Annotated in this window: 25 protein-coding genes; 12 read left to right on the top strand and 13 right to left on the bottom strand. The window is 56.4% G+C overall.

From position 1 onward, the window contains the following. The first annotated feature begins 23 nt into the window (after positions 1 to 23). Together yeaG and H7A77_RS00345 are read left to right on the top strand one after the other, a co-directional pair. Positions 24 to 1,958, top strand: a complete 1,935-nt coding sequence (gene yeaG, locus H7A77_RS00340) for a protein kinase YeaG (protein ID WP_016927472.1) — start codon at positions 24 to 26, stop codon at positions 1,956 to 1,958. Between the two features lie 132 nt (positions 1,959 to 2,090). Then, the gene (locus tag H7A77_RS00345) at positions 2,091 to 3,359 is read left to right on the top strand and encodes a YeaH/YhbH family protein (protein WP_182073673.1); all 1,269 of its coding nucleotides are present in this window, start codon (positions 2,091 to 2,093) and stop codon (positions 3,357 to 3,359) included. Between the two features lie 94 nt (positions 3,360 to 3,453). Here H7A77_RS00345 and H7A77_RS00350 read toward each other — a convergent pair whose 3' ends face one another. From H7A77_RS00350 to H7A77_RS00360, 3 genes are read right to left on the bottom strand one after another with little or no spacing between them, the layout of a single operon-like run. Beyond that, positions 3,454 to 4,104 carry an anti-sigma factor domain-containing protein gene (locus H7A77_RS00350; protein ID WP_042784716.1) on the bottom strand — a complete coding sequence of 217 codons (651 nt, stop codon included), beginning with the start codon at positions 4,102 to 4,104 and terminating at the stop codon, positions 3,454 to 3,456. Further along, positions 4,101 to 4,649: an RNA polymerase sigma factor gene (locus H7A77_RS00355; RefSeq protein ID WP_033650962.1), complete on the bottom strand. Its 549-nt coding sequence runs from the start codon at positions 4,647 to 4,649 to the stop codon at positions 4,101 to 4,103. The genes H7A77_RS00350 and H7A77_RS00355 overlap by 4 nt, the downstream gene beginning before the upstream one ends. Before the next feature lie 45 nt (positions 4,650 to 4,694). After that, positions 4,695 to 5,258 carry a fasciclin domain-containing protein gene (locus H7A77_RS00360; RefSeq protein ID WP_033650960.1) on the bottom strand — a complete coding sequence of 188 codons (564 nt, stop codon included), beginning with the start codon at positions 5,256 to 5,258 and terminating at the stop codon, positions 4,695 to 4,697. Positions 5,259 to 5,600: 342 nt separating this feature from the next. Here H7A77_RS00360 and H7A77_RS00365 point away from each other — a divergent pair, with 342 nt between their 5' ends. Further along, entirely contained in the window at positions 5,601 to 5,831 is a 231-nt protein-coding gene (locus tag H7A77_RS00365) for a hypothetical protein (RefSeq protein ID WP_033643319.1), read from the top strand. 174 nt (positions 5,832 to 6,005) lie between these two features. Here H7A77_RS00365 and H7A77_RS00370 read toward each other — a convergent pair whose 3' ends face one another. Beyond that, the gene (locus H7A77_RS00370; RefSeq protein WP_042784718.1) at positions 6,006 to 6,695 is read right to left on the bottom strand and encodes an alpha/beta hydrolase; all 690 of its coding nucleotides are present in this window, start codon (positions 6,693 to 6,695) and stop codon (positions 6,006 to 6,008) included. Positions 6,696 to 6,835: 140 nt separating this feature from the next. Further along, positions 6,836 to 7,174: a hypothetical protein gene (locus H7A77_RS00375; RefSeq protein WP_159085280.1), complete on the bottom strand. Its 339-nt coding sequence runs from the start codon at positions 7,172 to 7,174 to the stop codon at positions 6,836 to 6,838. Positions 7,175 to 7,566: 392 nt separating this feature from the next. Here H7A77_RS00375 and H7A77_RS00380 point away from each other — a divergent pair, with 392 nt between their 5' ends. Next, on the top strand, positions 7,567 to 7,743 hold the full coding sequence (locus H7A77_RS00380) for a GhoT/OrtT family toxin (protein WP_033634815.1): 177 nt from the start codon (positions 7,567 to 7,569) through the stop codon (positions 7,741 to 7,743). Between the two features lie 160 nt (positions 7,744 to 7,903). Here the strand turns inward: H7A77_RS00380 and H7A77_RS00385 are convergent, their stop codons facing one another. Then, positions 7,904 to 8,200, bottom strand: coding sequence for a hypothetical protein (locus H7A77_RS00385; RefSeq protein ID WP_033643321.1), 297 nt, complete (start codon positions 8,198 to 8,200; stop codon positions 7,904 to 7,906). A 225-nt stretch (positions 8,201 to 8,425) separates the two neighbouring features. On the opposite strand from H7A77_RS00385, the gene H7A77_RS00390 reads away from it, so the two are divergent. The 3 genes from H7A77_RS00390 (at position 8,426) to H7A77_RS00400 (ending at position 11,046) form a co-directional block, all read left to right on the top strand. After that, the gene (locus H7A77_RS00390) at positions 8,426 to 8,908 is read left to right on the top strand and encodes a hypothetical protein (RefSeq protein WP_108680898.1); all 483 of its coding nucleotides are present in this window, start codon (positions 8,426 to 8,428) and stop codon (positions 8,906 to 8,908) included. Between the two features lie 306 nt (positions 8,909 to 9,214). Continuing rightward, positions 9,215 to 9,775 (top strand): 3'-5' exonuclease, encoded by a 561-nt coding sequence (locus H7A77_RS00395; protein WP_033643325.1) that lies wholly within the window; start codon positions 9,215 to 9,217, stop codon positions 9,773 to 9,775. A gap of 77 nt (positions 9,776 to 9,852) precedes the next feature. After that, complete coding sequence (locus H7A77_RS00400; RefSeq protein WP_033650957.1) at positions 9,853 to 11,046, top strand: Bcr/CflA family efflux MFS transporter; 1,194 nt, start codon at positions 9,853 to 9,855, stop codon at positions 11,044 to 11,046. Between the two features lie 8 nt (positions 11,047 to 11,054). Here H7A77_RS00400 and dadX read toward each other — a convergent pair whose 3' ends face one another. Continuing rightward, on the bottom strand, positions 11,055 to 12,128 hold the full coding sequence (gene dadX, locus H7A77_RS00405; RefSeq protein ID WP_182073674.1) for a catabolic alanine racemase DadX: 1,074 nt from the start codon (positions 12,126 to 12,128) through the stop codon (positions 11,055 to 11,057). Positions 12,129 to 12,204: 76 nt separating this feature from the next. After that, a complete protein-coding gene (locus tag H7A77_RS00410; protein WP_033643328.1) occupies positions 12,205 to 13,509 on the bottom strand; it encodes a D-amino acid dehydrogenase in 1,305 nt (434 codons plus the stop codon). A 534-nt stretch (positions 13,510 to 14,043) separates the two neighbouring features. Between H7A77_RS00410 and H7A77_RS00415 the strand changes: the two genes are divergently transcribed. Next, the gene (locus tag H7A77_RS00415) at positions 14,044 to 14,361 is read left to right on the top strand and encodes an antibiotic biosynthesis monooxygenase (protein WP_033643329.1); all 318 of its coding nucleotides are present in this window, start codon (positions 14,044 to 14,046) and stop codon (positions 14,359 to 14,361) included. 46 nt (positions 14,362 to 14,407) lie between these two features. Here the strand turns inward: H7A77_RS00415 and zinT are convergent, their stop codons facing one another. Then, a complete protein-coding gene (zinT, locus tag H7A77_RS00420) occupies positions 14,408 to 15,055 on the bottom strand; it encodes a metal-binding protein ZinT (protein WP_182073675.1) in 648 nt (215 codons plus the stop codon). 298 nt (positions 15,056 to 15,353) lie between these two features. On the opposite strand from zinT, the gene H7A77_RS00425 reads away from it, so the two are divergent. After that, positions 15,354 to 16,889 (top strand): SpoVR family protein, encoded by a 1,536-nt coding sequence (locus H7A77_RS00425; RefSeq protein WP_182073676.1) that lies wholly within the window; start codon positions 15,354 to 15,356, stop codon positions 16,887 to 16,889. A 57-nt stretch (positions 16,890 to 16,946) separates the two neighbouring features. On the opposite strand, the gene fadR is transcribed toward H7A77_RS00425, so the two are convergent. Beyond that, complete coding sequence (fadR, locus tag H7A77_RS00430) at positions 16,947 to 17,666, bottom strand: fatty acid metabolism transcriptional regulator FadR (protein ID WP_033643333.1); 720 nt, start codon at positions 17,664 to 17,666, stop codon at positions 16,947 to 16,949. A 243-nt stretch (positions 17,667 to 17,909) separates the two neighbouring features. On the opposite strand from fadR, the gene nhaB reads away from it, so the two are divergent. From nhaB to H7A77_RS00445, 3 genes are all read left to right on the top strand, one after another. Further along, positions 17,910 to 19,475, top strand: coding sequence for a sodium/proton antiporter NhaB (gene nhaB, locus H7A77_RS00435; RefSeq protein WP_033643334.1), 1,566 nt, complete (start codon positions 17,910 to 17,912; stop codon positions 19,473 to 19,475). Positions 19,476 to 19,595: 120 nt separating this feature from the next. After that, positions 19,596 to 20,126: a disulfide bond formation protein DsbB gene (gene dsbB, locus H7A77_RS00440; protein WP_182073677.1), complete on the top strand. Its 531-nt coding sequence runs from the start codon at positions 19,596 to 19,598 to the stop codon at positions 20,124 to 20,126. Between the two features lie 650 nt (positions 20,127 to 20,776). After that, complete coding sequence (locus H7A77_RS00445; RefSeq protein WP_033643337.1) at positions 20,777 to 21,538, top strand: aspartyl/asparaginyl beta-hydroxylase domain-containing protein; 762 nt, start codon at positions 20,777 to 20,779, stop codon at positions 21,536 to 21,538. A gap of 118 nt (positions 21,539 to 21,656) precedes the next feature. On the opposite strand, the gene H7A77_RS00450 is transcribed toward H7A77_RS00445, so the two are convergent. The 3 genes from H7A77_RS00450 to H7A77_RS00460 form a co-directional block, all read right to left on the bottom strand. Beyond that, positions 21,657 to 22,103, bottom strand: coding sequence for a YcgN family cysteine cluster protein (locus H7A77_RS00450; protein WP_025159803.1), 447 nt, complete (start codon positions 22,101 to 22,103; stop codon positions 21,657 to 21,659). 122 nt (positions 22,104 to 22,225) lie between these two features. Continuing rightward, on the bottom strand, positions 22,226 to 22,882 hold the full coding sequence (locus tag H7A77_RS00455; protein ID WP_033643338.1) for a fumarylacetoacetate hydrolase family protein: 657 nt from the start codon (positions 22,880 to 22,882) through the stop codon (positions 22,226 to 22,228). A gap of 58 nt (positions 22,883 to 22,940) precedes the next feature. Then, positions 22,941 to 23,963 carry a lytic transglycosylase domain-containing protein gene (locus tag H7A77_RS00460; RefSeq protein ID WP_089192611.1) on the bottom strand — a complete coding sequence of 341 codons (1,023 nt, stop codon included), beginning with the start codon at positions 23,961 to 23,963 and terminating at the stop codon, positions 22,941 to 22,943. Positions 23,964 to 23,980: the final 17 nt, after the last annotated feature.

Here is a 23,980-nt window from a genome sequence, read left to right on the forward strand (position 1 = left end):
CTAATAACGAAAGGACGGGCATCATGAACATATTTGACCACTATCGCCAGCGCTACGAAGCTGCCAAGGACGAAGAGTTCACACTGCAGGAATTTCTTACCATTTGCCGGCAAGATCGCAGTGCCTATGCCAACGCAGCCGAACGTCTGCTGATGGCTATCGGTGAACCTGTGATGGTCGACACTGCGCTAGAATCACGCCTGTCGCGCCTGTTCTCCAACCGCGTGATCGCACGCTATCCGGCCTTCGAAGAGTTCTACGGCATGGAAGAGGCCATCGAACAGATCGTCTCTTACCTGAAACACGCCGCTCAGGGCCTGGAAGAGAAGAAACAGATCCTTTACCTGCTGGGCCCGGTGGGCGGCGGCAAGTCCTCGCTGGCGGAACGTCTGAAAGCGCTGATGCAGCGCGTGCCCATCTACACCCTCAGCGCCAACGGCGAACGCAGCCCGGTCAACGATCATCCGCTGTGCCTGTTCAATCCGCAGGAAGATGCCACGATCCTGGAAAAAGAGTTCAATATCCCAAGTCGCTATCTCGGCACCATCATGTCGCCGTGGGCGGCGAAGCGCCTGCATGAGTTCGGTGGCGATATCACCAAGTTTAAAGTCGTGAAAGTGCGCCCTTCCATTCTGGAACAGATCGCCATCGCCAAAACCGAGCCGGGCGATGAGAACAACCAGGACATCTCGGCGCTGGTCGGTAAAGTGGACATCCGTAAACTGGAGAACCACGCACAGAACGACCCGGACGCCTACGGCTATTCCGGCGCCCTGTGCCGCGCCAACCAGGGGATTATGGAATTCGTCGAGATGTTCAAAGCGCCGATCAAGGTGCTGCATCCGCTGCTGACCGCAACCCAGGAAGGCAACTACAACGGCACCGAAGGCATCTCCGCCCTGCCGTTCAGCGGCATTATTCTGGCGCACTCCAACGAGTCCGAGTGGGTGACCTTCCGTAACAACAAGAACAACGAAGCGTTCCTCGACCGCGTGTATATCGTCAAGGTGCCTTACTGCCTGCGCGTGTCGGAAGAGATCAAAATTTACGACAAGCTTCTGGATCACAGTGAGCTGACCCATGCGCCCTGCGCGCCTGGCACGCTGGAAACGCTGGCGCGCTTTAGCGTGCTGTCGCGGCTGAAAGAGCCCGAAAACTCGAGCATCTACTCGAAAATGCGCGTGTATGACGGCGAAAGCCTCAAAGATACCGACCCGAAAGCCAAGTCCTATCAGGAATACCGCGACTACGCCGGGGTTGACGAAGGCATGAACGGCCTCTCCACCCGTTTCGCCTTTAAAATCCTCTCGCGGGTATTCAACTTCGATCACGCCGAGGTGGCAGCCAACCCGGTGCACCTGTTCTATGTGCTGGAACAGCAGATCGAGCGCGAACAGTTCCCGCAAGATTTGGCGGAGAAATACCTGGAGCACCTGAAAGGCTATCTGATCCCGAAATACGCCGAGTTTATCGGCAAAGAGATCCAGACCGCCTATCTGGAATCCTACTCGGAATACGGACAGAACATTTTTGACCGCTACGTCACCTATGCCGACTTCTGGATCCAGGATCAGGAGTATCGCGATCCCGACACCGGCCAGCTGTTTGACCGCGAGTCCCTGAACGCCGAACTGGAGAAAATTGAAAAACCGGCCGGCATCAGCAACCCGAAAGATTTCCGCAACGAAATCGTGAACTTCGTGCTGCGCGCCCGCGCCAACAACAACGGCCGCAACCCGAACTGGACCAGCTACGAGAAGCTGCGCACCGTGATCGAGAAAAAGATGTTCTCCAATACCGAAGAACTGTTGCCGGTGATTTCGTTCAACGCCAAAACATCGACGGACGAGCAGAAAAAACACGACGACTTCGTCGATCGCATGATGGAGAAAGGCTATACCCGCAAGCAGGTGCGCCTGCTGTGTGAATGGTATCTGCGGGTCAGAAAATCCTCATAACGCCTCAGGTAAGCGGCATTATCAGGGCCATGTCCACAATCATGGACGTTGCAGCGCAGCCCACGGAGGGGCTGGCACATTGCGCTGCCGCGGCCGGGACATGAAGAGTTGGCAACGTCGTTTGGGGGAAGTATGGCCTATTTCATTGACCGGCGGCTGAACGGCAAAAACAAGAGCACGGTGAACCGCCAGCGCTTCTTGCGCCGTTACAAGTCGCAAATCAAACAGTCGATTGCCGAAGCCATTAACAAGCGTTCGGTCACCGACGTAGACAGCGGGGAGTCAGTCTCTATCCCCACTGACGATATCAACGAACCGATGTTTCATCAGGGGCGCGGCGGCACGCGCCATCGCGTTCACCCGGGCAATGACCACTTCGTGCAGAACGATCGCGTCGAACGGCCTCAGGGCGGCGCAGGCGGTGGCGGCGGCCAGGGCAACGCCAGCCAGGACGGTGAAGGCCAGGATGAGTTCGTCTTCCAGATATCCAAAGACGAGTACCTCGATCTTTTATTCGAGGATCTCGCCCTGCCCAACCTGAAAAAGAATCAGTACAAGCAGCTGACCGAGTTCAAAACCCACCGCGCCGGCTATACCGCTAACGGCGTGCCGGCCAACATCAGCGTCGTGCGTTCGCTGCAAAACTCGCTGGCGCGGCGTACCGCCATGACCGCCGGTAAAAGGCGCGCGTTGCACGAACTGGAAGACGCGCTGACCCAGTTGGAAAACACCGAGCCGGTGCAACTGCTGGAAGAAGAGCGGCTGCGCAAAGAGATTGCCGAACTGCGCAAGAAAATCGAAAGCGTGCCGTTTATCGACACCTTCGATCTGCGTTACAAAAACTACGAGCGCCGGCCGGAGCCCTCCAGCCAGGCAGTGATGTTCTGCCTGATGGACGTATCCGGTTCGATGGATCAGGCCACCAAAGACATGGCCAAACGTTTTTACATTCTGCTTTATCTGTTCCTGAGCCGAACCTACAAAAACGTCGAGGTGGTCTATATTCGCCATCACACCCAGGCGAAAGAGGTGGACGAGCAGGAGTTCTTCTATTCGCAGGAAACCGGCGGCACCATCGTCTTCAGCGCATTGAAACTGATGAACGACGTGGTCGAAGAGCGTTACGATCCGGCGCAATGGAATATCTACGCCGCGCAGGCGTCGGACGGGGACAACTGGGCCGACGATTCACCGCTGTGTCACGAGCTGTTGGCGAAGAAGATCCTGCCAATGGTGCGGTACTACAGCTACATCGAAATCACTCGCCGCGCTCACCAAACGCTGTGGCGCGAATACGAAGATCTGCAGGCGAAATTCGACAACTTCGCCATGCAGCATATCCGCGAACCGGACGATATCTATCCGGTATTCCGCGAACTGTTCCGCAAACAGACCGCATAATCATAAAAACGGCCGGAGAATACCTGCCCGGCCGTTTTTATTCTCAACGAATTCAAATGCTATTTCTGCGGGATGCATCCGCATCCGGCGTCAATCATAGAACCAACTCACCTGAATACAACACGGGGCCGGTCGGTTGCTTGCTCGGTGAGCCGCCTAATGGCTCCAGGCTAATGGCAATCGTTGTTCCTTTAACTAAATCTGCATCTGCCAAATAAAACTGGCTCACGCCTTTCACGTTCACGAGTCCAATTGAAACGGGCTTATGTCCAACGGGGATCAGCCACAGCTCAAGACTTTTTCCATCCGGAATAGCGGCCAAGCCTAAGGGGGTTATACGAACAATTTTTCTTTGACCGTCTGAACTTACGACCCACGTCCCTTGATGCGCTCCGTTCAGGACCACTAACGGTTTCAGCTCTGGCGCACGCCAATAAAACCACGAGCTCAGGCTCAATGCGCCCAATCCCGCAGCAAGCCCCCATGCAATATAGTTTCGCACGCGCCGTCGAGGCGAAGCGTATTGAGGCAGATTTAATTCAATTTTTTTCCAAACGCTTTCAGGGGGCGGTATTGGCATTATATCGATATCCAACCCCGACAACATATTTTGCCACTTTCCAACCTGGGTCGCCAAAATGCTGTCCGTTTTCAGACGGCGCTCAAAATGCAGCCGGGCATTCCCTCTGAGCGTGCCAAGAGCATATTCTGCAGCCAACATGTCATCACTTTCGCGTCTGTTCATAGGCCCAGGCAATCCTTTAGATGTGCTAGCGCCCTGCGGACCCAGCTTTTTACCGTACCAAGCGGTTGCTGCAACCAATCAGCGATATCCGCGTGCGACATCCCTTGATAATATGCCAAAGCAATACTTTGCCGTTGTTCAGACGTCAGATGCTTCAAACAGTCATTTAACTTTTTAGCCAGCTCCCCCTCATCACCCTGGCTTTCATTTTCCGACTGAGGGATTTGATCGCTATATTCTTCTTCCAGTCCGATATGGCGTCCGTGCCGGCTACGCAATCCATCTATACATCGGTTCCTTATAATGTGAGTAAGCCATGTCATAGGCGAACTCAAGGTCGGATCATAATCTCCGGCACGCTGCCACACGGCAAGAAAGCCGTCGACCAGAACCTCTTCCGCCCACTGGCGATTACGTAACATGCGCAGCGCAATGGCGAATAAACTTGCGGATGTCGATCTGTACAAGCGTTCAAATGCTCGGCGATCGCCATTAGCGATCGCCTTTAAGCACATTACCTGGTTTTCTTTCAACGAGTGATCCATACCATCCCTAAAGCTGTTAAGCTTTGCCCATTCCGAGTATAGGCCTTACTTGGGCATTAGCACGGTATCAATAACGTCGATTACACCGTTTTGCTGCCGCACATCATAGGTGCTGATGTTGGCGACGTCGCCTTTAGCATCTTTGATCTGAATATTATGCGGGCCATTATTCATAAACCATAGCGACTGACCGTTGACGGTTTTGAGTTCCGCCCGTCCGCCGCCCTGCTCAATTTTTCTTTCCAGCGCCCGCATGTCGTAGTTCCCAGCCACAACGTGGTAGGTTAATACACTGCTTAACAGCGCTTTATTTTCGGGTTTTAACAGATTTTCAACGGTGCCGGCCGGTAATTTGGCGAATGCGGCATTCGTCGGCGCAAAAACAGTATAAGGACCTTTGCCTTGTAAAGTATCAACCAAGCCGGCGGCCTTAACGGCCGCGACCAACGTTGTGTGATCTTTTGAGTTCAGCGCATTTTGCACAATGTTTTTTGAGGGGTACATCGCCGCGCCGCCAACCATTACGGATGACGTGTCCCCACTCGCCGCATAAGTGGCGACGCCGAAAAGTAATGAGCCGGTAACCAGAGTAACGATAAGTGTTTTCATGATGAAGTCCTCTCCGTAAGCTGAGCGTAAGTGTTGCTCATTCCTGATATACGTATGAGGTTCTCCAAGTGGATGCACGGGTCGAAAAAAATAATGTAGAGAGAACGAACGCTGTGACAGACAAATAAGCACGCCGTGATGGCCGCCCGTTTCCGCTCTTTCTTATGAGGTTATTCCTAAACCTTCACATCCTCCCTCATGCGTCTTGATGGGAATATTCCCATTCAGTTATCGTTAACACACGCATCGGGTTCCACCCTAAGCGAAATTTGACTCATTTTATTTTCTATGGCTTCTCAGCCCGCTTCGGCGGGCAATTTACCTGTCAGCAGGTTAGACACCATGATCGATTACACCCTCTATGGCCTCAACAAGAATGATGTTGATGAATACCATAAGCAAATCTGCTGCCTGCTCGGCAAAAGCGTGCTGCTGGTGCTTATCGCCAACAAACCGATCACCAAACAGAATCTGCTGGCCAGTCTTATTCAGGAAGTTGAACAACAGCACGACGAGTATTTTCAAAAATTGCATCGCGCGGCAATAGAAATGATCGGCGTTAACGGGCGCTAGATCGATATGCGCAAGGCGGAAATCTACGCCATTATTGCCGCCGCCGTGGTGTTGATTATGCTGTTAATAATGAACTCCGGCAGCGATATCAGCGCTTATCCCTAATGCGAAGCGAAGCACCCCTTTGCCGCAAGGTGTCTCTTTTTTGGCCCGAAGCGCGTTTCTGCCCGGGTTTTATTTTGAACCGGCCGCTTCGTCAATCAATCCCGCCACGTCATCGGCATGGGAAACCAGCGAGGCATGACTGGCCTTCAGCACCATCACTTTCTTAGCCTGCAGCCGCTGCGCCATACGCCGTTGGTTCTCCGGCGCTATCATGCGGTCGTCGCTGGAGAGTTGATACCACGACGGTTTATGTTTCCAGGCGGGCTCACCGAGGGGGTTGCCGAAGGTATCGGCCAATGGCGCCTTCTGCGTCGCCGCCATCACCAGAGCCTCGTCGGCGGTAAGATCCTGGCAAAAGCTTTCGTGAAACTTGTCGGTCTTGATCCACAGATAACCGTCGCTGTCCGGAATCAGATTCGCGACTGCCGCAGGAGGATGCGCTTGCGTAATGCCACCGGGGCTTTCACCGGCATCCGGCGCAAACGCGGCAATGTAGACCAGGCCGACCACGTTAGGCTGGTTGCCCATTTCCGTGATCACCGCGCCACCGTAAGAGTGCCCCACCAACAATACCGGTCCCGCTTGCTGCGCGACCATCTTGCGCGCCCGTTCCGCATCCTCAGCCAGTGAGGTCAGCGGCATTTCCACCGCATGAATCGCCGAATAGCCCCTGCGCGACAACTCGATAATCACCTTACTCCAGTGCGCGGCGCCGCCCCAGAATCCGTGCACCAGCACGATGGTTGGTTTTGTGCTCATTGCCGACCTCTTCATCTCATTTGGAGGCGCTGTAGACAGATCAACAGCCGCCCTACAGGGACGCGCCTTGCAGCCGGCGACGTCGCGCGATCTCCATTTATATAGTTAGCACTGCGGTATTCGGCAATAGCTACGACGGGTTAAGGCGCTCGGTTTACAGGCGTCGTCATGACTTGCCGAGGCAGCGTACGCCGTGGCGGCAGTGCAAAAAACGGGATTAAAACTAGGATTTTTACCCATGCCGATCTAAAATCCCACGCAAAAACAAAGACAAGTAAATTTGTTTCATCGGGAAAAGGAATGAAGTTGTGAAGGAAATGATCTCCATCGTATTGATGACATGCCTGCTGGCGCTGCTGTTTTCGTGGCTGTTCGTCTACGGTCTTAACATTCATTAAACCTACAGCAACACCAAACCCCCCTTCCTGGCTGACCGGCAGCGCATCCGGACGATGCGCTAAAAACCCCTCTCCCCGCATGTTTCTATCCCATCATTCGCCCGCCGACAGCTAAAAAGAACCCAAAGCTCGCCGGCGCAACGCGATCTCGCCTTCGTCTGCTCGCCCACTAAAACATCAATAAAATTTATGATTGATAACCTCGTCGCGTTTCCGGACATCTGAATGACTATTTTCCTTCTTCACACCGTTCCCGCCTGAAATCAGGCTGACAACCTTAAAATGTTACCGGTAACTATGTTGTTGATTTCTTTTCGTAATAAACATAAAGCCGTTAATAACCTTACATTCTTTATAGAAATAAATTATGCATTCTTATGGATAAAGGCATGAATTAACGGCCTTCGGTCATTGATTATCGCCCGCCAAGCTCCTAAAATTCGCGCGTAAAAATACAACTGGGATCGAGTTTCATGTCGTCGCTGTGGGTTGCAACGCAATACTGTTATTTTATTGGTCTGTTAGTTTCAATGATTTTCACCTACCTGGTAAGCAGGGACACCGTCAAAATTCGTTGCATCAGCGCGCTGACCATCGGGTTAACCTGGCCGTTGAGTCTGCCGGTCGTCTTGCTGTTTTCGCTGTTCTAACGCCCTAACAGGCTGTGCCGCCACGGATGCTTTTAAACAGCCGTGCTAATGGAATGGGTCAGCCGACGACGCTGCCCCCTCACCGGCGAAACAAGTGACGATACGGCGCATTGTTAAATGAAAGGCCATTTCCCCGCGTAACGTATTATTTAGGGGGCGACTATTCACCGCGCCGCGATCGCCAACGGCGGTACAGCCGCCCCGCGCCCCATACCATCAGCCATAGTAAAATATTCCCCCCCAACCAAAGCATCAGCAGGTAGAGGAAAGTCTGATAACCGGGTATGCCCCGATCGGCGAAGAACGGATTAAAGTGCAAAAATTTGACGATCGCGAAGGGATTAAGATTGAAACGGGTGAAGACGCAGGCGGTCAGCACAGGCGGCAACAGGATGTAAAACGCCAGGGTGAATATCAGCAGCAGCCTGGTGCCATGCGTGTTTTTATAATCTTTCATATCAGCGTATTGCTTGCTTCATCTCAGTGCGAGAATCGCCTGGCGATCGCTCGCCAATCGACCCTGCGGGCCAAAAATAGTTCCGCGCAAACGCGGGAATAAAGCCGGTTCAGCGTTTAATTCTCATTTAGCGCTCGGGTGATATATACCCTGTGGATTATAAATTACGATGCCGACGCGCCGCCTTCAACTGCAGCGTTTGCGTGGCGTCATCAGGAGGCCCTAATGAAACCGGACGCACTCTCCCTGCCGCCGAGCGCCAAAAAACTCAAAGTGATCTACGGCTGGTATATTTATGTGATCTATATCCTGCTGGTTTTCAACATTTACATGGCGGTCTACAACGTCTGCGTTCGGCATCCGATCGAAGCCCCGCTGCTATCGCTGTGTCACAGCCTGTTTCTCGCGCTGATGTTGCAACAGGTGCTCAAGAAAAACGTCGTTTTCGCCTGGATCTTGTTGGGCTATTTTATTCTGATGCGCCTGTATTACGCCAATGTGCTGCACATTGAGTTCACGCTGGTGAGCCGTGGCCTGGTGCTGCTGATTCTGACGCTGCTGCTGACCGGCACCGTGGCCGTCGGGCATCTGGCCACGCCGCCACAGCGGCATGACTGGCTCGCTCGCCTAGGCTGGCGGCAATGGACGACGCTCGCGGCGCTGGCGGCGATCCTGACCCCGCTGATCACCACCGATTACCTCGGCTAAACGCGGTGCTATCTGGGGATATGGGGCTCTGAAATGTCTACGATGCGGCATATTTTGGTGTAGTTGCCTGCCTTCTCACAGATCTTGTCCGTGACGAACACGCTAAGGTAGCCCAGCAGCAGCAAGTAGCCAACCATGCACAAAATAAAGATAAGCGTTCTCACCGATAGCGACCAACCTGACAAGAGTATCTCCAGCATCATAACCTGAACGAGGCGCTTTAAAAGGATTTCATGTGCGCACTGGCCGCATCGGCGCACGTTCTGTAGTAACATTAAGCCACCACGCCAACCACCGGAAACGCCGATGCACCATCTGATGTTAGACATTGAAACCCTGGATATAAAACCCAGCGCCGTGATTTTGGTGGTCGCGGCGGTGTTTTTCGATCCCCGCACCGGCGAACTTGGCGCCGAATTCGAGGCCGCCGTCAGCAGCCAGAAAGATCAGCCGGGGCGAACCATAAGCCTGGACACGGTTGCCTGGTGGGCGAAACAATCCGATGAAGCGCGCAAGCTGGCCTTCGGCGGCACCGAGAGCCTCAAGCGCGTGCTGAGCAGTCTCAGCCGTTTTATCCATATGAACAGCACCGATACGGTAAAGGTCTGGGGCAACGGTAAAGAGTTCGACTGCGCAATCCTCGAACACGCCTTCCAGCAGTTGGAGATGCCCTGTCCGTGGAAATTCTGGGATACCCAGGATGTGCGCACGGTGATCACGCTGGCGGAACTGCACGGCTTTAACCCGAAAAAGACCCGTCCGTTCGAAGGCATGCCGCATCGCGCGTTGGATGACGCTCGCCATCAGGCCCGTTATGTGGCCGATACCGTCTCAGCGCTTTATCTCCGCCCGGGAGCGCAGCGCTGACCCGCTTTGCCCCTTTTCATTTGCCGCCAGAATCTCTACTCTAGCCCTCTTTGTCACTCGGACGTGCCTTTCCTGCTATGCAAAAGTTCCTGTTTCTGCTTCTCAGCCTGGTGCTGCTCGGCCCATTGGGCATCGATCTCTATCTGCCCACCATTCCCGCCATCGCCGTAGGTCTGGGCAGCAGTGAAGCGCTGATCCAATCCACCATTTCGCTGTTTATTCTGGTGCTCGGCCTCGGTCAAATCATCGCCGGTCCGTTGGTGGATAACTATGGCCGCAAACCGGTGGCGCTGGCCGGCATTATTCTCTACACGATCGGCGCGGCAATGGCGGCGCTGGCCACCAGCCCGACGATCTTCATCGCGTCGCGCCTGTTGCAAGGGGTTGCGGTCTGTTGCACCGCCGTCGTCGCCTTCAGCGGCGTGCGCGATCGGCTGAATGGCGACGACGCCGCCCGCGCCTTCGGCTTTCTCAACGGCACGCTGAACATCATCCCGGCATTGGCGCCGCTGCTCGGCGGCCTGCTCGCCGAAGCCTTCGGCTGGCGCGCGCCCTTTTGGTTCCTGGCCGGTTACGCGCTGCTGGTGTTGGTGCTCATCGCGCTGCGCCTGCCGGAAACTCGCCCCGCCGACACCGTGCCGGTCAAAGGGCTGCCGGTGCGCCAATACGCGCGCATCCTCAGCGAACGGCGTTTCCTCTCTTTTGCGGTGGTGAACTCCGGGGCGATGGGCATGGCGCTGACCTACGTTTCTCTGGCGCCTAACGTGCTGATGGGCACCGCGGGCCTGACTCCGCTGCAATTCTCGTTGGTGTTCGGCGCCAACGGCTTCTGGATCATGTTGGTCAGCTTCTTCGCTAACCGCATCATCCACAAAGTCGGCCGCCCGGTTTGTCTGGCGACCGGCGGCATTTTGATGGGGTTGGGCTGCCTGGGCCTGCTGCTGGGCGTCATGTGGCTTCCCGCGGCGGCGCAAGCGCACTGGCTGGCGTATATGCTGCCGGTCGCCAGCGCCTGCGCCGGGTTGGCGTTCGTGATGGGCCCGGCCACCAGCTATGCGCTGGAACCGTACTCCAATGAGGCCGGCGTCGCGTCCGCACTGGTCGGTTTCGTACAGATGGCCGGGGGCGCCGCGCTGGGGCTGCTGGCGATGGCGCTGCCGCTGCAACCGAAGCTGTCGCTGGCCTTGGTCATGCTGGCGGGCTGCCTGCTGGCGCTGCACGCGCGGCGGCTCAGCAAGCAGATTAAAGGACAGATCAGAAAAGTCGCCTGAGCCGCAGCTCAGGCTTCGGTAACAACCGGCACGCGTGCCGCCAACGCCGACAACAGTTCATAGCCTAACGTCCCTGCCGCCGTGGCCACCTCGTCCACCGGCAGGCGTTTTCCCCACAGCTCCACCTCGGCGCCCAGTTCAACGTGGGGACAGGGCGTCAAATCCACCGCCAGCATATCCATCGATACCGTTCCCAGGGTGCGCGTCAACACGCCATCGACCCATACCGGCGTTCCGGTCGGCGCATGACGCGGATAGCCGTCGGCATAACCGCAGGCCACCACGCCGATACGCTGCGCGCCGGCGGCGCTGTAACGGCCACCGTAGCCCACGCGATCGCCAGACTTCAGCTGCTGAATGCCGATGATCTCGCTGCTCAGCGTCATCGCCGGCTGCAACCCCGTCGATGCGATATCGTTCCAGCACCCGCTCGGCGAAGCGCCATAGAGAATGATCCCAGGGCGCACCCAGCTGCCGTGGGTCGCAGGATGCCACAGCGTAGCGGCCGAGTTGGCCAGGCAACGCGGCAGCGGTACATCGGCCGCCGCCGCCTCGATGGTGGCCATCTGTTGAGTTACGCCTTCCGGCCCGTCGGCGGTGGCGAAGTGACTCATCAGCGTAAGCTCGGCAATATTGGCGACAGCCTGCGCCCTGCGCCACACCTCATGCAGGCGCTCGGGCGCAAACCCCAGCCGATTCATGCCGCTGTTCACTTTCAGATAGACATCAAGCGGCGCACTCAGCTTTGCGTCGGCGATCGCCGCCAGTTGCCAGTCGCTGTGCACCGCCGTCGTCAGGCGATAACGATCGAGCAAGGCCAGATCCTGTCGCTGGAAGAAGCCTTCCAACAACAGGATCGGCCCCTGCCAACCGGACTCGCGCAGCAACACCGCTTCGGCCAGATCCAGCATGGCGAAGCCGTCGGTGTGCGCCATGCTGCGCCAAACGTGTTTGATGCCGTGGCCATAGGCGTTGGCCTTGACCACCGCCCAGACTTTGGCGCCGGGGGCGAAACGGCGCACCATCTGCAGGTTGTTTTCAATTGCACCGAGATGCATCGTGGCGGTTATCGGACGGGGCATCGCTTCTCCTTGGGGCAGCGTACAGCGGCCACGCGCGCCTGCGCGTGGCCGAAAAAGTCTATGACAGCGTCGACGATTAACGTGCGGGATGCACGTCGTTCAGCGGAACCGCGTGTTGCTGGCGAAATCCGGCGCTGTAACGCGCCACCGCCAGGTCATCGGAAGGGATTGCCGGCGTAATGCCGGACATCAGATCGGACAACAACTGCCCGGAACCGCAGGCCATGGTCCAGCCGAGCGTGCCATGCCCAGTGTTGAGGTACAGGTTTTTCAACGAGGTGCGGCCGACGATCGGCGTGCCGTCCGGCGTCATCGGGCGCAAGCCGGTCCAGAACGTCGCGTCTTCCACTCTGCCGCCGTTCGGGTAGAGATCGCGCACCACCATCTCCAGCGTTTCTCGCCGCTTTTGCTCCAGCTGAGTATTGAAACCGACGATCTCCGCCATGCCGCCGACGCGAATGCGCTGGTCGAAGCGCGTGATGGCGATTTTATACGTCTCATCCAGTACCGTAGAGAATGGCGCCGCCGCCTCATCGACGATAGGGATCGTCAGCGAATAGCCCTTCAGCGGGTAAACCGGAATAGACACCAGGCCGCGCAGCAGCGCCGTGGAGTACGAACCGAACGCCACCACATAGCTATCGGCTTTGAACACTTCCTCGCCGCACTGTACGCCGGCGATCTTGTCCCCCTCCACCAACAGACGGTCGACGCTGCGGTTGAACAGGAAGGTCACGCCCGCCTGCTCAGCCATCTTCGCCAACTGTTGCGTAAACAGTTGGCAATCGCCGGTTTCGTCGTTCGGCAACTGCAGGCCGCCGGTCAGCTTGTGCGCCACCTGCGCCAGCGCAGGCTCAACGCTACCGAGTTGGCCGGCTTCCAGCAATCGGTAAGGCACTCCGGCATCTTCCAATACCGCAATATCTTTCGCGGCGTTTTCGAACTGTTGTTGGGTGCGGAACAGCTGCAGCGTGCCGCCCTGACGGCCTTCGTACTGGATGCCGGTTTCCTGCCGCAGCGCCTTGATGCAGTCGCGGCTGTATTCCGCCAGGCGCACCATGCGGCCTTTGTTGGTCATGTAGTGTTCGGTGTTGCAGTTTTTCAGCATCTGCCACATCCAGTTCAGCTGGAAGCTGCTGCCGTCGAGACGGATCGCCAGCGGCGCATGGCGTTGGAACATCCACTTAATGGCCTTCAGCGGCACGCCCGGCGCCGCCCAGGGAGCGGCATAGCCCGGTGAAATCTGCCCGGCGTTCGCCGCGCTGGTTTCCAGTGCCGGGCCGGGCTGACGATCGATCACCGTCACCTCATGCCCAGCCTTCGCCAAATACCAGGCACTGGCTACGCCCACCACTCCACTACCTAAAATTACCACTCGCATCGCTGACTCCAGCCCAAGGCTTCACAAAGCACAATCTTCTGCTAACAGGAAATTAACTCAGTGAAAAAATCCGTCCAACAACTTCGTCATCAAACGTGACAATATTCACAATTAATTTATCGTCGATGGCCCGCGCATTTGCAATAGCCGCCAGAAAATAGCGATAAGATACGGTTTAAGGGGGTTTATGGCGCGAGGTCACCCCTGATCCGCTAGCATTGCTATCATTGATGGCATGGAAAATTGGCGTGATAAGCAACATGGATTTAACAGAATATAAAAATATCAGCTAACCTATAAATAGAATAAAAAACCACAAAAACAAAAAATACCAAAACAACTGGCAAATAACGGCACCACCCGCTGCAGCAGAAAAATCGCGTAAATTTTCAGCCCTTAATAGCCTTATTTTTACTGTTGGAATAAAGCGGCGTTCACTGTGGCGCCATCTTGTTTTCGCTGCAGCACGATATGAACGTTCAAGCCCCCAGCCGCGCCTAGAGTTCATACTGTCGCTATTCAGGAGAACCTCGCATGTTCATCGCTCTCTATCAGTTCTCAGTCAAAACCGGACACGAACACGCTTTTCGCCAGGCCTGGCTTGAATTGACACAGGGCATCTATCAGCAACGCGGCAGCCTGGGCTCGCGCCTGCATCGGGAGGTGAACGGCAAATATATCGGCTATGCGCAGTGGCCAAGCCGCTCGGCATGGGAAAACGCCGGTGATATTCAGCTGGATGAACGGTACCGAGCGGCTCGGGATCGTATGCGCGCCACTTTATTGGCGGATGAAACGCTATTTGAAATGGACGTCACGGACGATTACCTGCAAATCAGGTCGTTCGACTGACCACAAGCCCACGCGTGCGGGCTTGTGGTGGCAGAAGAGAGAAGCATCAATGATGCAGCATCTCGTCCACGACTTCTTTGGTCTGCAGCTGGAATGGGTAGTAGGTCGGCCAGTTATCCATCTCTTTCAGCAACGCCTCCTGCGACGTGTTGCCCATAAAGATATGGAAATGCGCCGATTTGCGCGGCCCGATAATGTGATCGCTGAACTGTACGAATTTCGGCGCCTGGCTGTCGGCATCCTGGCACTCGAACAGATAACGCACGCCTTTCTTACCGGAGACATACGTCAGGATCTTATGCCCGGCGTACTTGTACTGACAGGCGCTGGATTGGTCGCCACGGTGAAATTCCATGATACCGTTCTCAATGCCAATGGTATCCACATCGGTGGCGTAACCTTTGCGGTAATACGCCTTCACCTCTGCGAAGGTTTTGCTCTTATCCTGCGCCGCTTTCTTGAACACCGGGTCAAGATCCCCATTGATCAGATACGGATACACGGATTGCCATACGCCCTCCCAATCCGCCAGGTCGCGATCTTTGACGTCTTTATCGTCGAACACGCCTCCCTCCGCCTTTTTTTCCAATTCCGTCAGCGGCTTGCCATGTGAATGATGCCCGTGAGCCAACGTTTGCCCACTGATGAACAGCGCCGCCAACGCCACTGCCAATTTGCCCAAATGCCTCGTCAAAACGCGCTCCTTGTCCGTTATTGAGAAAAATGAAAAGTTACAATATAACATAACAGTTTTCAATCCCTGTCGCACAGCAGGCAATGTGTTGCACGCCCCTGCCGCAGGGCTATACTCGGAGAAGATGCGTGGTGTTGCACCGCCTTCTGCCGGGACGGGCGCCGGATCGACCGCCGTTCGCCCCTTTGCGTACCGGCATTTTTATTTCACTGATTTGCAATGGTTAATTATGACTTGAACTATGCTTGTTACAGGGTCTGCCGTTTGAGCAAGGCCCGTGAATAATGAGGGTGCGCTGATGACTACTTCAACACATGACAAGGTTAAGGATGATAAACGTCTGAGCGATGGACCGGACTGGACGTTCGAACTGCTGCAGGTGTATTTGGAGCAGATCGACCGCGTCGCCAAGCATTACCGGCTCGACACCTACCCCCATCAGATCGAGGTGATCACCTCAGAACAGATGATGGACGCCTATTCGAGCGTCGGCATGCCGATCAACTATACCCATTGGTCCTTCGGCAAAAAATTCATCGAAACCGAGCAGCGCTACAAACAGGGCCAGCAAGGGCTGGCGTATGAAATCGTCATCAACTCCAATCCCTGCATCACCTACCTGATGGAGGAGAACACCATCACCATGCAGGCGCTGGTGATGGCGCACGCCTGCTATGGCCACAACTCGTTCTTCAAGAATAACTACCTGTTCCGCAGTTGGACCGACGCCAGCTCCATCGTCGATTACCTGCTGTTTGCTCGCCACTACATCAGCCAGTGCGAAGAACGCTACGGCGTCGAAGAAGTGGAACGGCTGCTGGACTCCTGCCATGCGCTGATGAACTACGGGGTCGACAGGTACAAACGCCCGCAAAAAATCTCTTTGGTGGAAGAAAAAGCGCGCCAGAAAAGCCGCGAAGAGTATCTGCAAAGCCAGGTGAATACGCTGTGGAAGACCCTGCCACGCGTCGAGCGCGAAGAGTCGCCTGAGCAGGCGCGCCGATATCCGAGCGAACCGCAGGAAAATATCCTCTATTTTATCGAGAAGAATGCGCCGCTGCTGGAACCGTGGCAGCGTGAGGTGCTGCGCATCGTGCGCAAAGTCAGCCAATATTTCTACCCGCAAAAACAGACCCAGGTAATGAACGAGGGGTGGGCGACCTTCTGGCACTACACCATCCTTAACCATCTTTACGACGAAGGCCGGGTGACCGAGCGGTTCATGCTGGAGTTTTTGCACAGCCACACCAACGTGGTTTATCAGCCGCCGTACAACAGCCCATACTATAACGGCATCAACCCCTACGCGCTGGGCTTCGCCATGTTCCAGGACATCAAGCGCATCTGCCAATCGCCGACCGAGGAAGATCGCTACTGGTTCCCGGACATCGCCGGTAAAGACTGGTTGGACACGTTGCACTTCGCCATGCGCGACTTTAAGGATGAGAGCTTTATCAGCCAGTTCCTGTCGCCCAAAGTGATGCGCGACTTCCGCTTGTTTACCGTGCTGGACGACGATCGCAACAACTACCTGGAAATTGCCGCGATCCATAACGAAGCGGGCTACCGGGCAATCCGCCAGGAGCTGTCGGCTCAATACAATCTGAGCAACCACGAGCCGAACATTCAGATCTGGAACGTAGACCTGCGCGGCGATCGTTCGCTGACGCTGCGCTATATCCCGCAAGAGCGCGCGCCGCTCGATAAGAGCCGCCGCGACGTGTTGAAGCACCTGCATCGCCTGTGGGGCTTCGACGTGATCCTCGAGCAGCAAAACGAAGACGGCAGCGTGGAATTGCTCGACCGCTGCCCGCCGCGGCCTACGCCGCTGTAACCGCCATAACGACAAAGGGCGCCAACACGGCGCCCTAATTATGTCATTCGCACGGCATCAGCGGCGCGCTTCGGTCAGATCGCTCGGCATGGTGCCCTGCATGCTCTGCCAAATCGCCCCGCTGTCTTTACCGTAGTTGCGCACGGTGTCCATCACCTGGTCGTACAGCTTCTCATGGCAAAGCGTAGACAGCTTGCTGTAGAAGGTCAGCGCCAGCTTGCGCGCTTCCGGGTTGGAGAAGTAGTAACGGCCCACGCGGGTGTACAGCCCTTTCAGGCCGTTGAAAATCAGGCCATAGATCGGGTTGCCGGAAGCGAACGCCAGACCACGGAAGATCTCATAGTCCAGGACATTGAAGGCATCCGCCTGATCTTCCACCTCGGCGGCTTTCGCCAGCACTTCCTGCGCCTGCTCAGGATGATTGCGCACCGCAGCGCGAATAAAGATCGACGCGATATTGGTACGCACGGACAGCAGGTTATCGATCAGCTGCGGGACGCTTTTGTGATCGAGACGAGCCACGGTCTCAAGGATATTGAGGCCGGACGTTTCCCAGAAATTGTTCACTTTGGTCGGTTTACCATGCTGAATGGTCAACCAGCCATCGCGGGCCAGACGTTGCAACACTTCACGTAACGTGGTGCGCGTGACGCCAATCAACTCCGAAAGCTCACGCTCCGCGGGCAAAATAGAGCCAGGGGGGAAGCGATTATTCCAAATACTCTCAATAATGTACTCTTCCGCGAAACCGGCAGGACTCTGCGCCTTTATGACCATGTGTTTGACGTTCCGTTGCGACGATAAAATCAGTAAAAGTAATCAGCTCATCATACCAGATCACACAGACATGACATAGCGTGAGCGAAAAACAATAAACGAAAGTGTGCATAAAGTGGCAAAAAACGCGCAAAAACACCGGCCCTGAGAAATTTGCCGCCGTAAAACAAGCTCCGGTTGCGCCCGCCCCCGCCGCGTTGTTAGGGTACGTGCTACGACTGATTTAAGGATGCATAAAGGACAATGGAAACAACCCTGCGCAGCGCCCTGCTCAAAAACTTCCTGGGGCAATCTCCCGACTGGTACAAACTGACCATTCTCATTTTCCTGGCGATCAACCCGCTGGTGTTCTTTTTCGCCAGCCCGTTTCTCGCGGGTTGGCTGTTGGTGATCGAGTTCATCTTTACCCTGGCGATGGCGTTGAAATGTTACCCGCTGCTGCCAGGCGGCCTGCTGGCGCTGGAAGCCGTGGCCATCGGCATGACCAGCCCGGCGCAGGTTTCGCAGGAAATCGAACATAATCTGGAAGTGCTGCTGCTGCTGGTCTTTATGGTGGCCGGCATCTACTTTATGAAGCAACTGCTGCTGTTCGTGTTCACCAAACTGCTGCTCAATATCCGCTCGAAAACGCTGCTGTCGCTGGCGTTCTGCCTGGCGGCAGCCTTCCTTTCCGCCTTCCTCGATGCGCTGACGGTCGTCGCGGTAGTGATCAGCGTCGCCACGGGGTTCTATTCCATCTATCACAATGTGACGTCGAACCGCTCCGACGGCGACATCGGCGATGACAGCGATTTCACCGGCGAAGAGCGCAAGCAGACGCTGGAGCAATTCCGCGCCTTTCTGCGCAGCCTGCTGATGCACGCCGGCGTCGGCACCGCGCTCGGCGGAGTCATGACCATGGTGGGCGAGCCACAGAACCTGATCATCGCCAAAAGCGCGGGCTGGGGCTTTATCGACTTCTTCCTGCGGATGGCGCCGGTCACTTTGCCTGTGCTGGCATGCGGCCTGCTGGTCTGCTGGCTGGTAGAGCGTTTTCGCCTGTTTGGCTACGGCACGCCACTGCCGGAAGCGGTGCGTGAGGTGCTGAAAGAGTATGATCGCAAGGCCACCGCAGGCCGCAGCAAGCAAGAAAGGCTCAAGCTGGTGATGCAGGCGCTGATCGGCGTTTGGCTGGTGCTGGCGTTGGCCTTCCACCTGGCGGAAGTCGGGCTGATCGGCCTGTCGGTCATCATTCTCGCCACATCGCTTTGCGGCGTGAACGACGAACACGCCATCGGCAAAGCTTTCCAGGAGGCGCTGCCGTTCACCGCCCTGCTGACGGTATTTTTCACCGTGGTGGCCGTGATCATTGAGCAACACCTGTTCAGCCCGGTGATCCAGTTTGTACTGCGCGCCGAGCCCGCTTCTCAGCTTTCGCTGTTCTACCTGTTCAACGGTCTGCTGTCGTCGGTTTCCGACAACGTATTCGTCGGCACGGTTTACATCAACGAAGCGCGCACCGCGCTGGAAACCGGCGCCATTGCGCTGAAACAGTTCGAACTGCTGGCGGTCGCCATCAATACCGGCACCAACCTGCCTTCGGTCGCTACCCCCAACGGCCAGGCGGCGTTCCTGTTCCTTTTGACGTCGGCCTTGGCGCCGCTGGTGCGTCTGTCGTATGGCCGCATGGTGTGGATGGCTCTGCCTTATACGATCGTATTGACCGTGGTCGGCCTGCTGTGCGTACAGTTCACGCTGGAGCCGGCGACCGAACTGTTGACACAGTGGCACTGGCTGACGCTGCCGCCTGTCGACGCCATCGGCCACTGATGCGGCGCCGGCAGGGTAAACCGACTATTTTTACGCTGAAACCGGCCCAGGTGGCTGGCAGCGAGGGGGAATTGGTTTACACTGCCGGTTCAATTGCTTACTGCATGGAAGAATCTAGATATGTTGCAATTCTTTAACCGCTGTTCACAAGGACGCGGCGCCTGGCTGCTGATGGCCCTGACAGCGTTGGTGTTGGAACTGGTCGCGCTCTATTTCCAGCACGTTATGCTGCTGCAGCCCTGCGTCATGTGCATTTACGAGCGTTGCGCGCTGTTCGGCATCCTCGGCGCCTCACTGGTGGGCGCCATCGCGCCGAAAACGCCGCTGCGCTATGTGGCGATCCTGCTGTGGATGTACAGCGCCTGGGAAGGCGTACAGCTGGCGTGGAAACACACCATGATCCAACTGCACCCCTCGCCGTTCAATACCTGCGATTTCTTCGTCAGCTTCCCGTCCTGGCTGCCGCTGGATAAATGGCTGCCGGCGGTGTTCCACGCTTCCGGTGACTGTTCCGTGCGTCAATGGCAGTTCCTGACGCTGGAAATGCCACAGTGGCTGGTGGGTATCTTCGGTGCCTATCTGCTGGTGGCGCTGATTGTGCTGATCGCGCAATTTGCCCGCCCACGCCGCCGCGATTTGTTCGGCCGCTGATAGGCCAACAAACAAAAAACGGCGCCTCAGGGCGCCGTTTTTTTAGGGTATTACTGTTGAATTCAGAGATAACCCCATTTCAGGTATGTGTAAGGAAGTAAACGAGCACGATCAGTGCCCCAGCTACGGCAAACAGACGGACCATTTTCATTGTTATGCTCTCGAACTTGCGGGAGAGCGGCCAAATTACCCAACTTATCGTTTAAAAAGAAGCATCCTGGCTCGATTAAGCGCGTAATTTACATAACATTAAACTTCTGCGTTGCCAGCGGGCCAACACATGCTGTGCAGGCACTTTCCTCACGCCCTGCGGGCATCAATAAATTACCGTTATTTATGAACGACTGCGTCTTTGTCACATTCAGAGCACAATATTTTGGTGAAGTTTGCCCATAAAATCCTTATAGTATCGGCAAAGTGAGTACTACCGATTTCCCTGGTGTTGTTGTGTGTCTTGCCCCTCATCTTTGCAGGGGCTTTTTTCCTTCTCCCCCCAACCGTCAGTCCCCGCTGCCTTTAAATAAATCATTCAAATTTAACTCTGCGCGGTATCACTCATTGGCCAACGTTCGCGCACTAATGATTAAAATCGTTCGTGATTCTTTCCTTATGCTGAATGCAGTAGGCCAATGATATCAAGGACACGATTTATGCCGGATAGCACATTTCCCCCCACGTCTCAGCGCCCGTTCCTGCGGCGCATGCTGCTCAAAGCAGGGAAAAAATTCCTGCGCTGGAACGGCGAATTTCAGACTCGCCATTCGCTCATCTCCACCACGCCGCGGATCGGTAATCATGAATTTAATTGGGTGACGGCGCTGGAAGCCCGTTGGCCTGCCATTCGCCAGGAGTTGGATCGGTTACTGGAGCATCCGGAGGACATCCCCGCGTTCCACCAAATATCACCGGATCAGAAACGCATCTCCAAAGGGGATAATTGGAAAACCTTCGGGCTATTTGTCTACGGGCAGCGCGTTGATGAGAACTGCGCCATTTGTCCGCACACCGCACAGGCGGTGAGCGAGATCCCCGGCATGCGCACCGCCATGTTTTCGATCCTTAAGCCGCACTATCACATCGTCCCCCACAAAGGCCCGACTCGTGCCGTGGTGCGCGCGCATTTGGGATTGATCGTGCCAAAGGATCGGGAAAAGCTCTGGATCCGCGTCGACGATCAGATCCTGCACTGGGATGAAGGCAAGGTCATTTTGTTTGATGACTCTTATGAGCATGAGGTGCGCAATGATACCGACGAACTGCGTGCGGTGCTGTTTCTCGATATCGACCGGCCGATGGACAAAGTGGGGACGGCGGTAAATAAACTGCTGTTCAGCCTGATTAAAGCCAGCCCTTACGTGAAGCAGCCGCTGAAAAATCTGGCCAACTGGCGCCGCCGCGACAAAAAAGAGTGAAGTGACGGCTTATGCCATAACCTCACGCCTGCCGGTTAGCGCAATTGCAGAGGGCGGCGTGTCCTGACACGCCGCCCTCTTGCATGAAAACGCGTCTTGCTGCGCAAGCGGTCCGGCGTTATCTGGCCCAGTCCGGCTTGTTAAGAATATGGTCCTGCCAGTCCACCACTTCGCTCTCGCGCACCGCGATATGCCGCACCGTGATGCGCTCACCGTGCATCGCCGCCTTGGAGCCGCTCAGCAACGGGTGCCAGGGGAACAGCGGCTTGCCCTCACCGATCAGGCGATAGGCGCAGGTCGGCGGCAACCAATCGAAGGTGGTGAGGTTTTCGCGCGTCAATTTGATGCAGTCCTCTTCCAGCTCGAAGCGCCGCTCGTAGTTACGGCATTGGCAGGATTTGATGTTGAGCTGGTTGCAGGCTACGTTGGTAAAATAAATCTCGTCGGTATCTTCGTCGATCAGCTTATTCAAACAGCATTGCCCGCACCCGTCGCACAGCGATTCCCACTCTTGTTCTGACATTTCCGCCAGCGTTTTCTGTTGCCAAAAAGCGAGTTGTGACATGTTAGCGTCCGGTTTCGGTAAATGGATAACTCACCTGCGCACAGGTTCGAGGGGGGACTATATAGACATTTTAGCCGCGAGATGCAAGTTTTGCCGCCGACGATGCCGGCGGCCAACAGCGATCAGATCACCCGGGTGCTGAGCGCTTTACCGTTCAGACTGATTTTCAGCATGTCGCCGGAAGCCATCGGGCCTACGCCCTGCGGCGTGCCGGTCAGGATGATGTCGCCGGCGCGCAGCGTGAAGAAACGGCTCATGTAGCTGATTAGCGGCAGGATCGGCGTGATCATGTCACGCGTATTGCCCTGCTGGCGCAGTTGATCGTTGACGGTCAACGACAGCTCGGCGTTTTGCGGATCGCCGAATTCCGCCACCGGGATAAACCCTGACATCGGACAAGACCCGTCGAAGGCTTTGGCCTTTTCCCACGGCTGACCGGCCTTTTTAAAACCGGCTTGCAGATCGCGCAGCGTCAGATCAAGCGCCACGCCGTAACCGGCAATCGCACGCGCCACGCGATCTTCGTTGGCCTGCTTCAACGGCGTGCCGATCAGTACCGCCAGCTCTACCTCATGATGCACCGCACCGAACTCTTTAGGGATGGCCACCGGCTGGCGGATATCGCATAACGCCGTTTCCGGTTTGATGAACACCACCGGCTCGACGGACACCGCGCTGCCCATTTCCTTGATGTGATCGGCGTAGTTGCTGCCGACGCAGACCACCTTGTTCACTGGGAAATCGAGCAGCGAACCTTGCCAGTCTCTGTGTTGATACATACCGCTTCTCCCAAACTGTAGAGGCTTGGCGCGCCAAGCCGATTATTGGTGTGCCGGATCAATGCCCGATCGCGTCTGCCATCATACCCACGGCGATAGCGAAATAGTAAGAGCGATTCCAGTGCATCAGGGTGCGGAAATTATCATAGACCAGGAAGGTCCGCCCCTGCAGATCATCCGGCGCGATGATCCAGCCGCGCTGCACGGCGTGCGGCAACGCGCGGCCATCCGCACGGCGCACGCCGCGTTTCTGCCAGTCGTTGACGCTGCGCGCCTGCGCGTCTTTCAGGCCCAGTTCGGCTCGATTGAAGCCGGCGGGCAGTTTGACCTCGCGCCCCCAACCGATGCCGGGCTGCCAGCCCTCTTTGGACAGGTAGCTGGCCGTGGACGCGAAAACGTCGTCAATGTTATTCCAGATATCGATGCGCCCGTCACCGTCGCCGTCCGCCGCATAGCGCAGGAAGGAGCTTGGCATAAACTGACATTGCCCCATCGCGCCGGCCCAGGACCCTTTCAGTGGCGTATCGCCAACGTGCCCCTGTTCGACTATCTGCAACGCCGCCAGCAGCTCCCGGCTGAAAAAGGCCTCGCGGCGCCCTTCGAACGCCAGCGTCGCCAGCGCGGACACCACGTCCTCCCGCCCCTGGATCTTGCCATAGGCGCTCTCCATGCCCCACAGCGCGATGATATAGCGCCCCGGCACCCGATAGCGTTCGCTGGCCCGCAGCCATTGCGCATGGCGCTGCCGGTACAGTTCGCGCCCCTGCCGCACCTTGGCGGGCGACATCACCCGCCGCAGGTAATCGTCCAACGTGATCTTCTGCTCCGGCTGATTGCGATCGGCCTTGATCACCCGATCGACGAAATGGATTTGCGCAAAGGCGCGGTCAAGGGTGGCCTGACTGATGCCCTGTTCCCGCGCCCGGCGCTTCAGTTGCTCGACATACGCCGGGAACTGCGCCGGATCGCGCCCGCTGGTGGCCAGCGTCGTCTCCTGCGCCGCCTGCGGTGCGCCCGGCATCATCGCACCGCCCAGCGCCAGCCAAACGGCCAACGCGGTACTTCTCGCCGAACGTGTCATCATACCTCCCCTGACCG

It is taken from the genome of Serratia sp. ME47, assembly GCF_903970925.1.
GTDB lineage: Bacteria > Pseudomonadota > Gammaproteobacteria > Enterobacterales > Enterobacteriaceae > Serratia > Serratia ureilytica.

Excerpts from the sequence above, each read along its gene's own strand:
- fadR (WP_033643333.1), bottom strand. The coding sequence starts at position 17,666 with ATGGTCATAAAGGCGCAGAGTCCTGCCGGTTTCGCGGAAGAGTACATT.
- H7A77_RS00450 (WP_025159803.1), bottom strand. The coding sequence starts at position 22,103 with ATGTCACAACTCGCTTTTTGGCAACAGAAAACGCTGGCGGAAATGTCA.
- H7A77_RS00455 (WP_033643338.1), bottom strand. The coding sequence starts at position 22,882 with ATGTATCAACACAGAGACTGGCAAGGTTCGCTGCTCGATTTCCCAGTG.
- yeaG (WP_016927472.1), top strand. The coding sequence starts at position 24 with ATGAACATATTTGACCACTATCGCCAGCGCTACGAAGCTGCCAAGGAC.
- H7A77_RS00370 (WP_042784718.1), bottom strand. The coding sequence starts at position 6,695 with ATGAGCACAAAACCAACCATCGTGCTGGTGCACGGATTCTGGGGCGGC.
- H7A77_RS00395 (WP_033643325.1), top strand. The coding sequence starts at position 9,215 with ATGCACCATCTGATGTTAGACATTGAAACCCTGGATATAAAACCCAGC.
- H7A77_RS00355 (WP_033650962.1), bottom strand. The coding sequence starts at position 4,649 with ATGGATCACTCGTTGAAAGAAAACCAGGTAATGTGCTTAAAGGCGATC.
- dsbB (WP_182073677.1), top strand. The coding sequence starts at position 19,596 with ATGTTGCAATTCTTTAACCGCTGTTCACAAGGACGCGGCGCCTGGCTG.
- H7A77_RS00380 (WP_033634815.1), top strand. The coding sequence starts at position 7,567 with ATGTCGTCGCTGTGGGTTGCAACGCAATACTGTTATTTTATTGGTCTG.
- H7A77_RS00365 (WP_033643319.1), top strand. The coding sequence starts at position 5,601 with ATGATCGATTACACCCTCTATGGCCTCAACAAGAATGATGTTGATGAA.
- H7A77_RS00415 (WP_033643329.1), top strand. The coding sequence starts at position 14,044 with ATGTTCATCGCTCTCTATCAGTTCTCAGTCAAAACCGGACACGAACAC.
- nhaB (WP_033643334.1), top strand. The coding sequence starts at position 17,910 with ATGGAAACAACCCTGCGCAGCGCCCTGCTCAAAAACTTCCTGGGGCAA.
- H7A77_RS00375 (WP_159085280.1), bottom strand. The coding sequence starts at position 7,174 with ATGCGGGGAGAGGGGTTTTTAGCGCATCGTCCGGATGCGCTGCCGGTC.
- H7A77_RS00400 (WP_033650957.1), top strand. The coding sequence starts at position 9,853 with ATGCAAAAGTTCCTGTTTCTGCTTCTCAGCCTGGTGCTGCTCGGCCCA.
- H7A77_RS00390 (WP_108680898.1), top strand. The coding sequence starts at position 8,426 with ATGAAACCGGACGCACTCTCCCTGCCGCCGAGCGCCAAAAAACTCAAA.
- H7A77_RS00410 (WP_033643328.1), bottom strand. The coding sequence starts at position 13,509 with ATGCGAGTGGTAATTTTAGGTAGTGGAGTGGTGGGCGTAGCCAGTGCC.
- H7A77_RS00350 (WP_042784716.1), bottom strand. The coding sequence starts at position 4,104 with ATGAACAGACGCGAAAGTGATGACATGTTGGCTGCAGAATATGCTCTT.
- dadX (WP_182073674.1), bottom strand. The coding sequence starts at position 12,128 with ATGCCCCGTCCGATAACCGCCACGATGCATCTCGGTGCAATTGAAAAC.
- H7A77_RS00445 (WP_033643337.1), top strand. The coding sequence starts at position 20,777 with ATGCCGGATAGCACATTTCCCCCCACGTCTCAGCGCCCGTTCCTGCGG.
- H7A77_RS00385 (WP_033643321.1), bottom strand. The coding sequence starts at position 8,200 with ATGAAAGATTATAAAAACACGCATGGCACCAGGCTGCTGCTGATATTC.
- H7A77_RS00345 (WP_182073673.1), top strand. The coding sequence starts at position 2,091 with ATGGCCTATTTCATTGACCGGCGGCTGAACGGCAAAAACAAGAGCACG.
- H7A77_RS00360 (WP_033650960.1), bottom strand. The coding sequence starts at position 5,258 with ATGAAAACACTTATCGTTACTCTGGTTACCGGCTCATTACTTTTCGGC.
- H7A77_RS00425 (WP_182073676.1), top strand. The coding sequence starts at position 15,354 with ATGACTACTTCAACACATGACAAGGTTAAGGATGATAAACGTCTGAGC.
- H7A77_RS00460 (WP_089192611.1), bottom strand. The coding sequence starts at position 23,963 with ATGACACGTTCGGCGAGAAGTACCGCGTTGGCCGTTTGGCTGGCGCTG.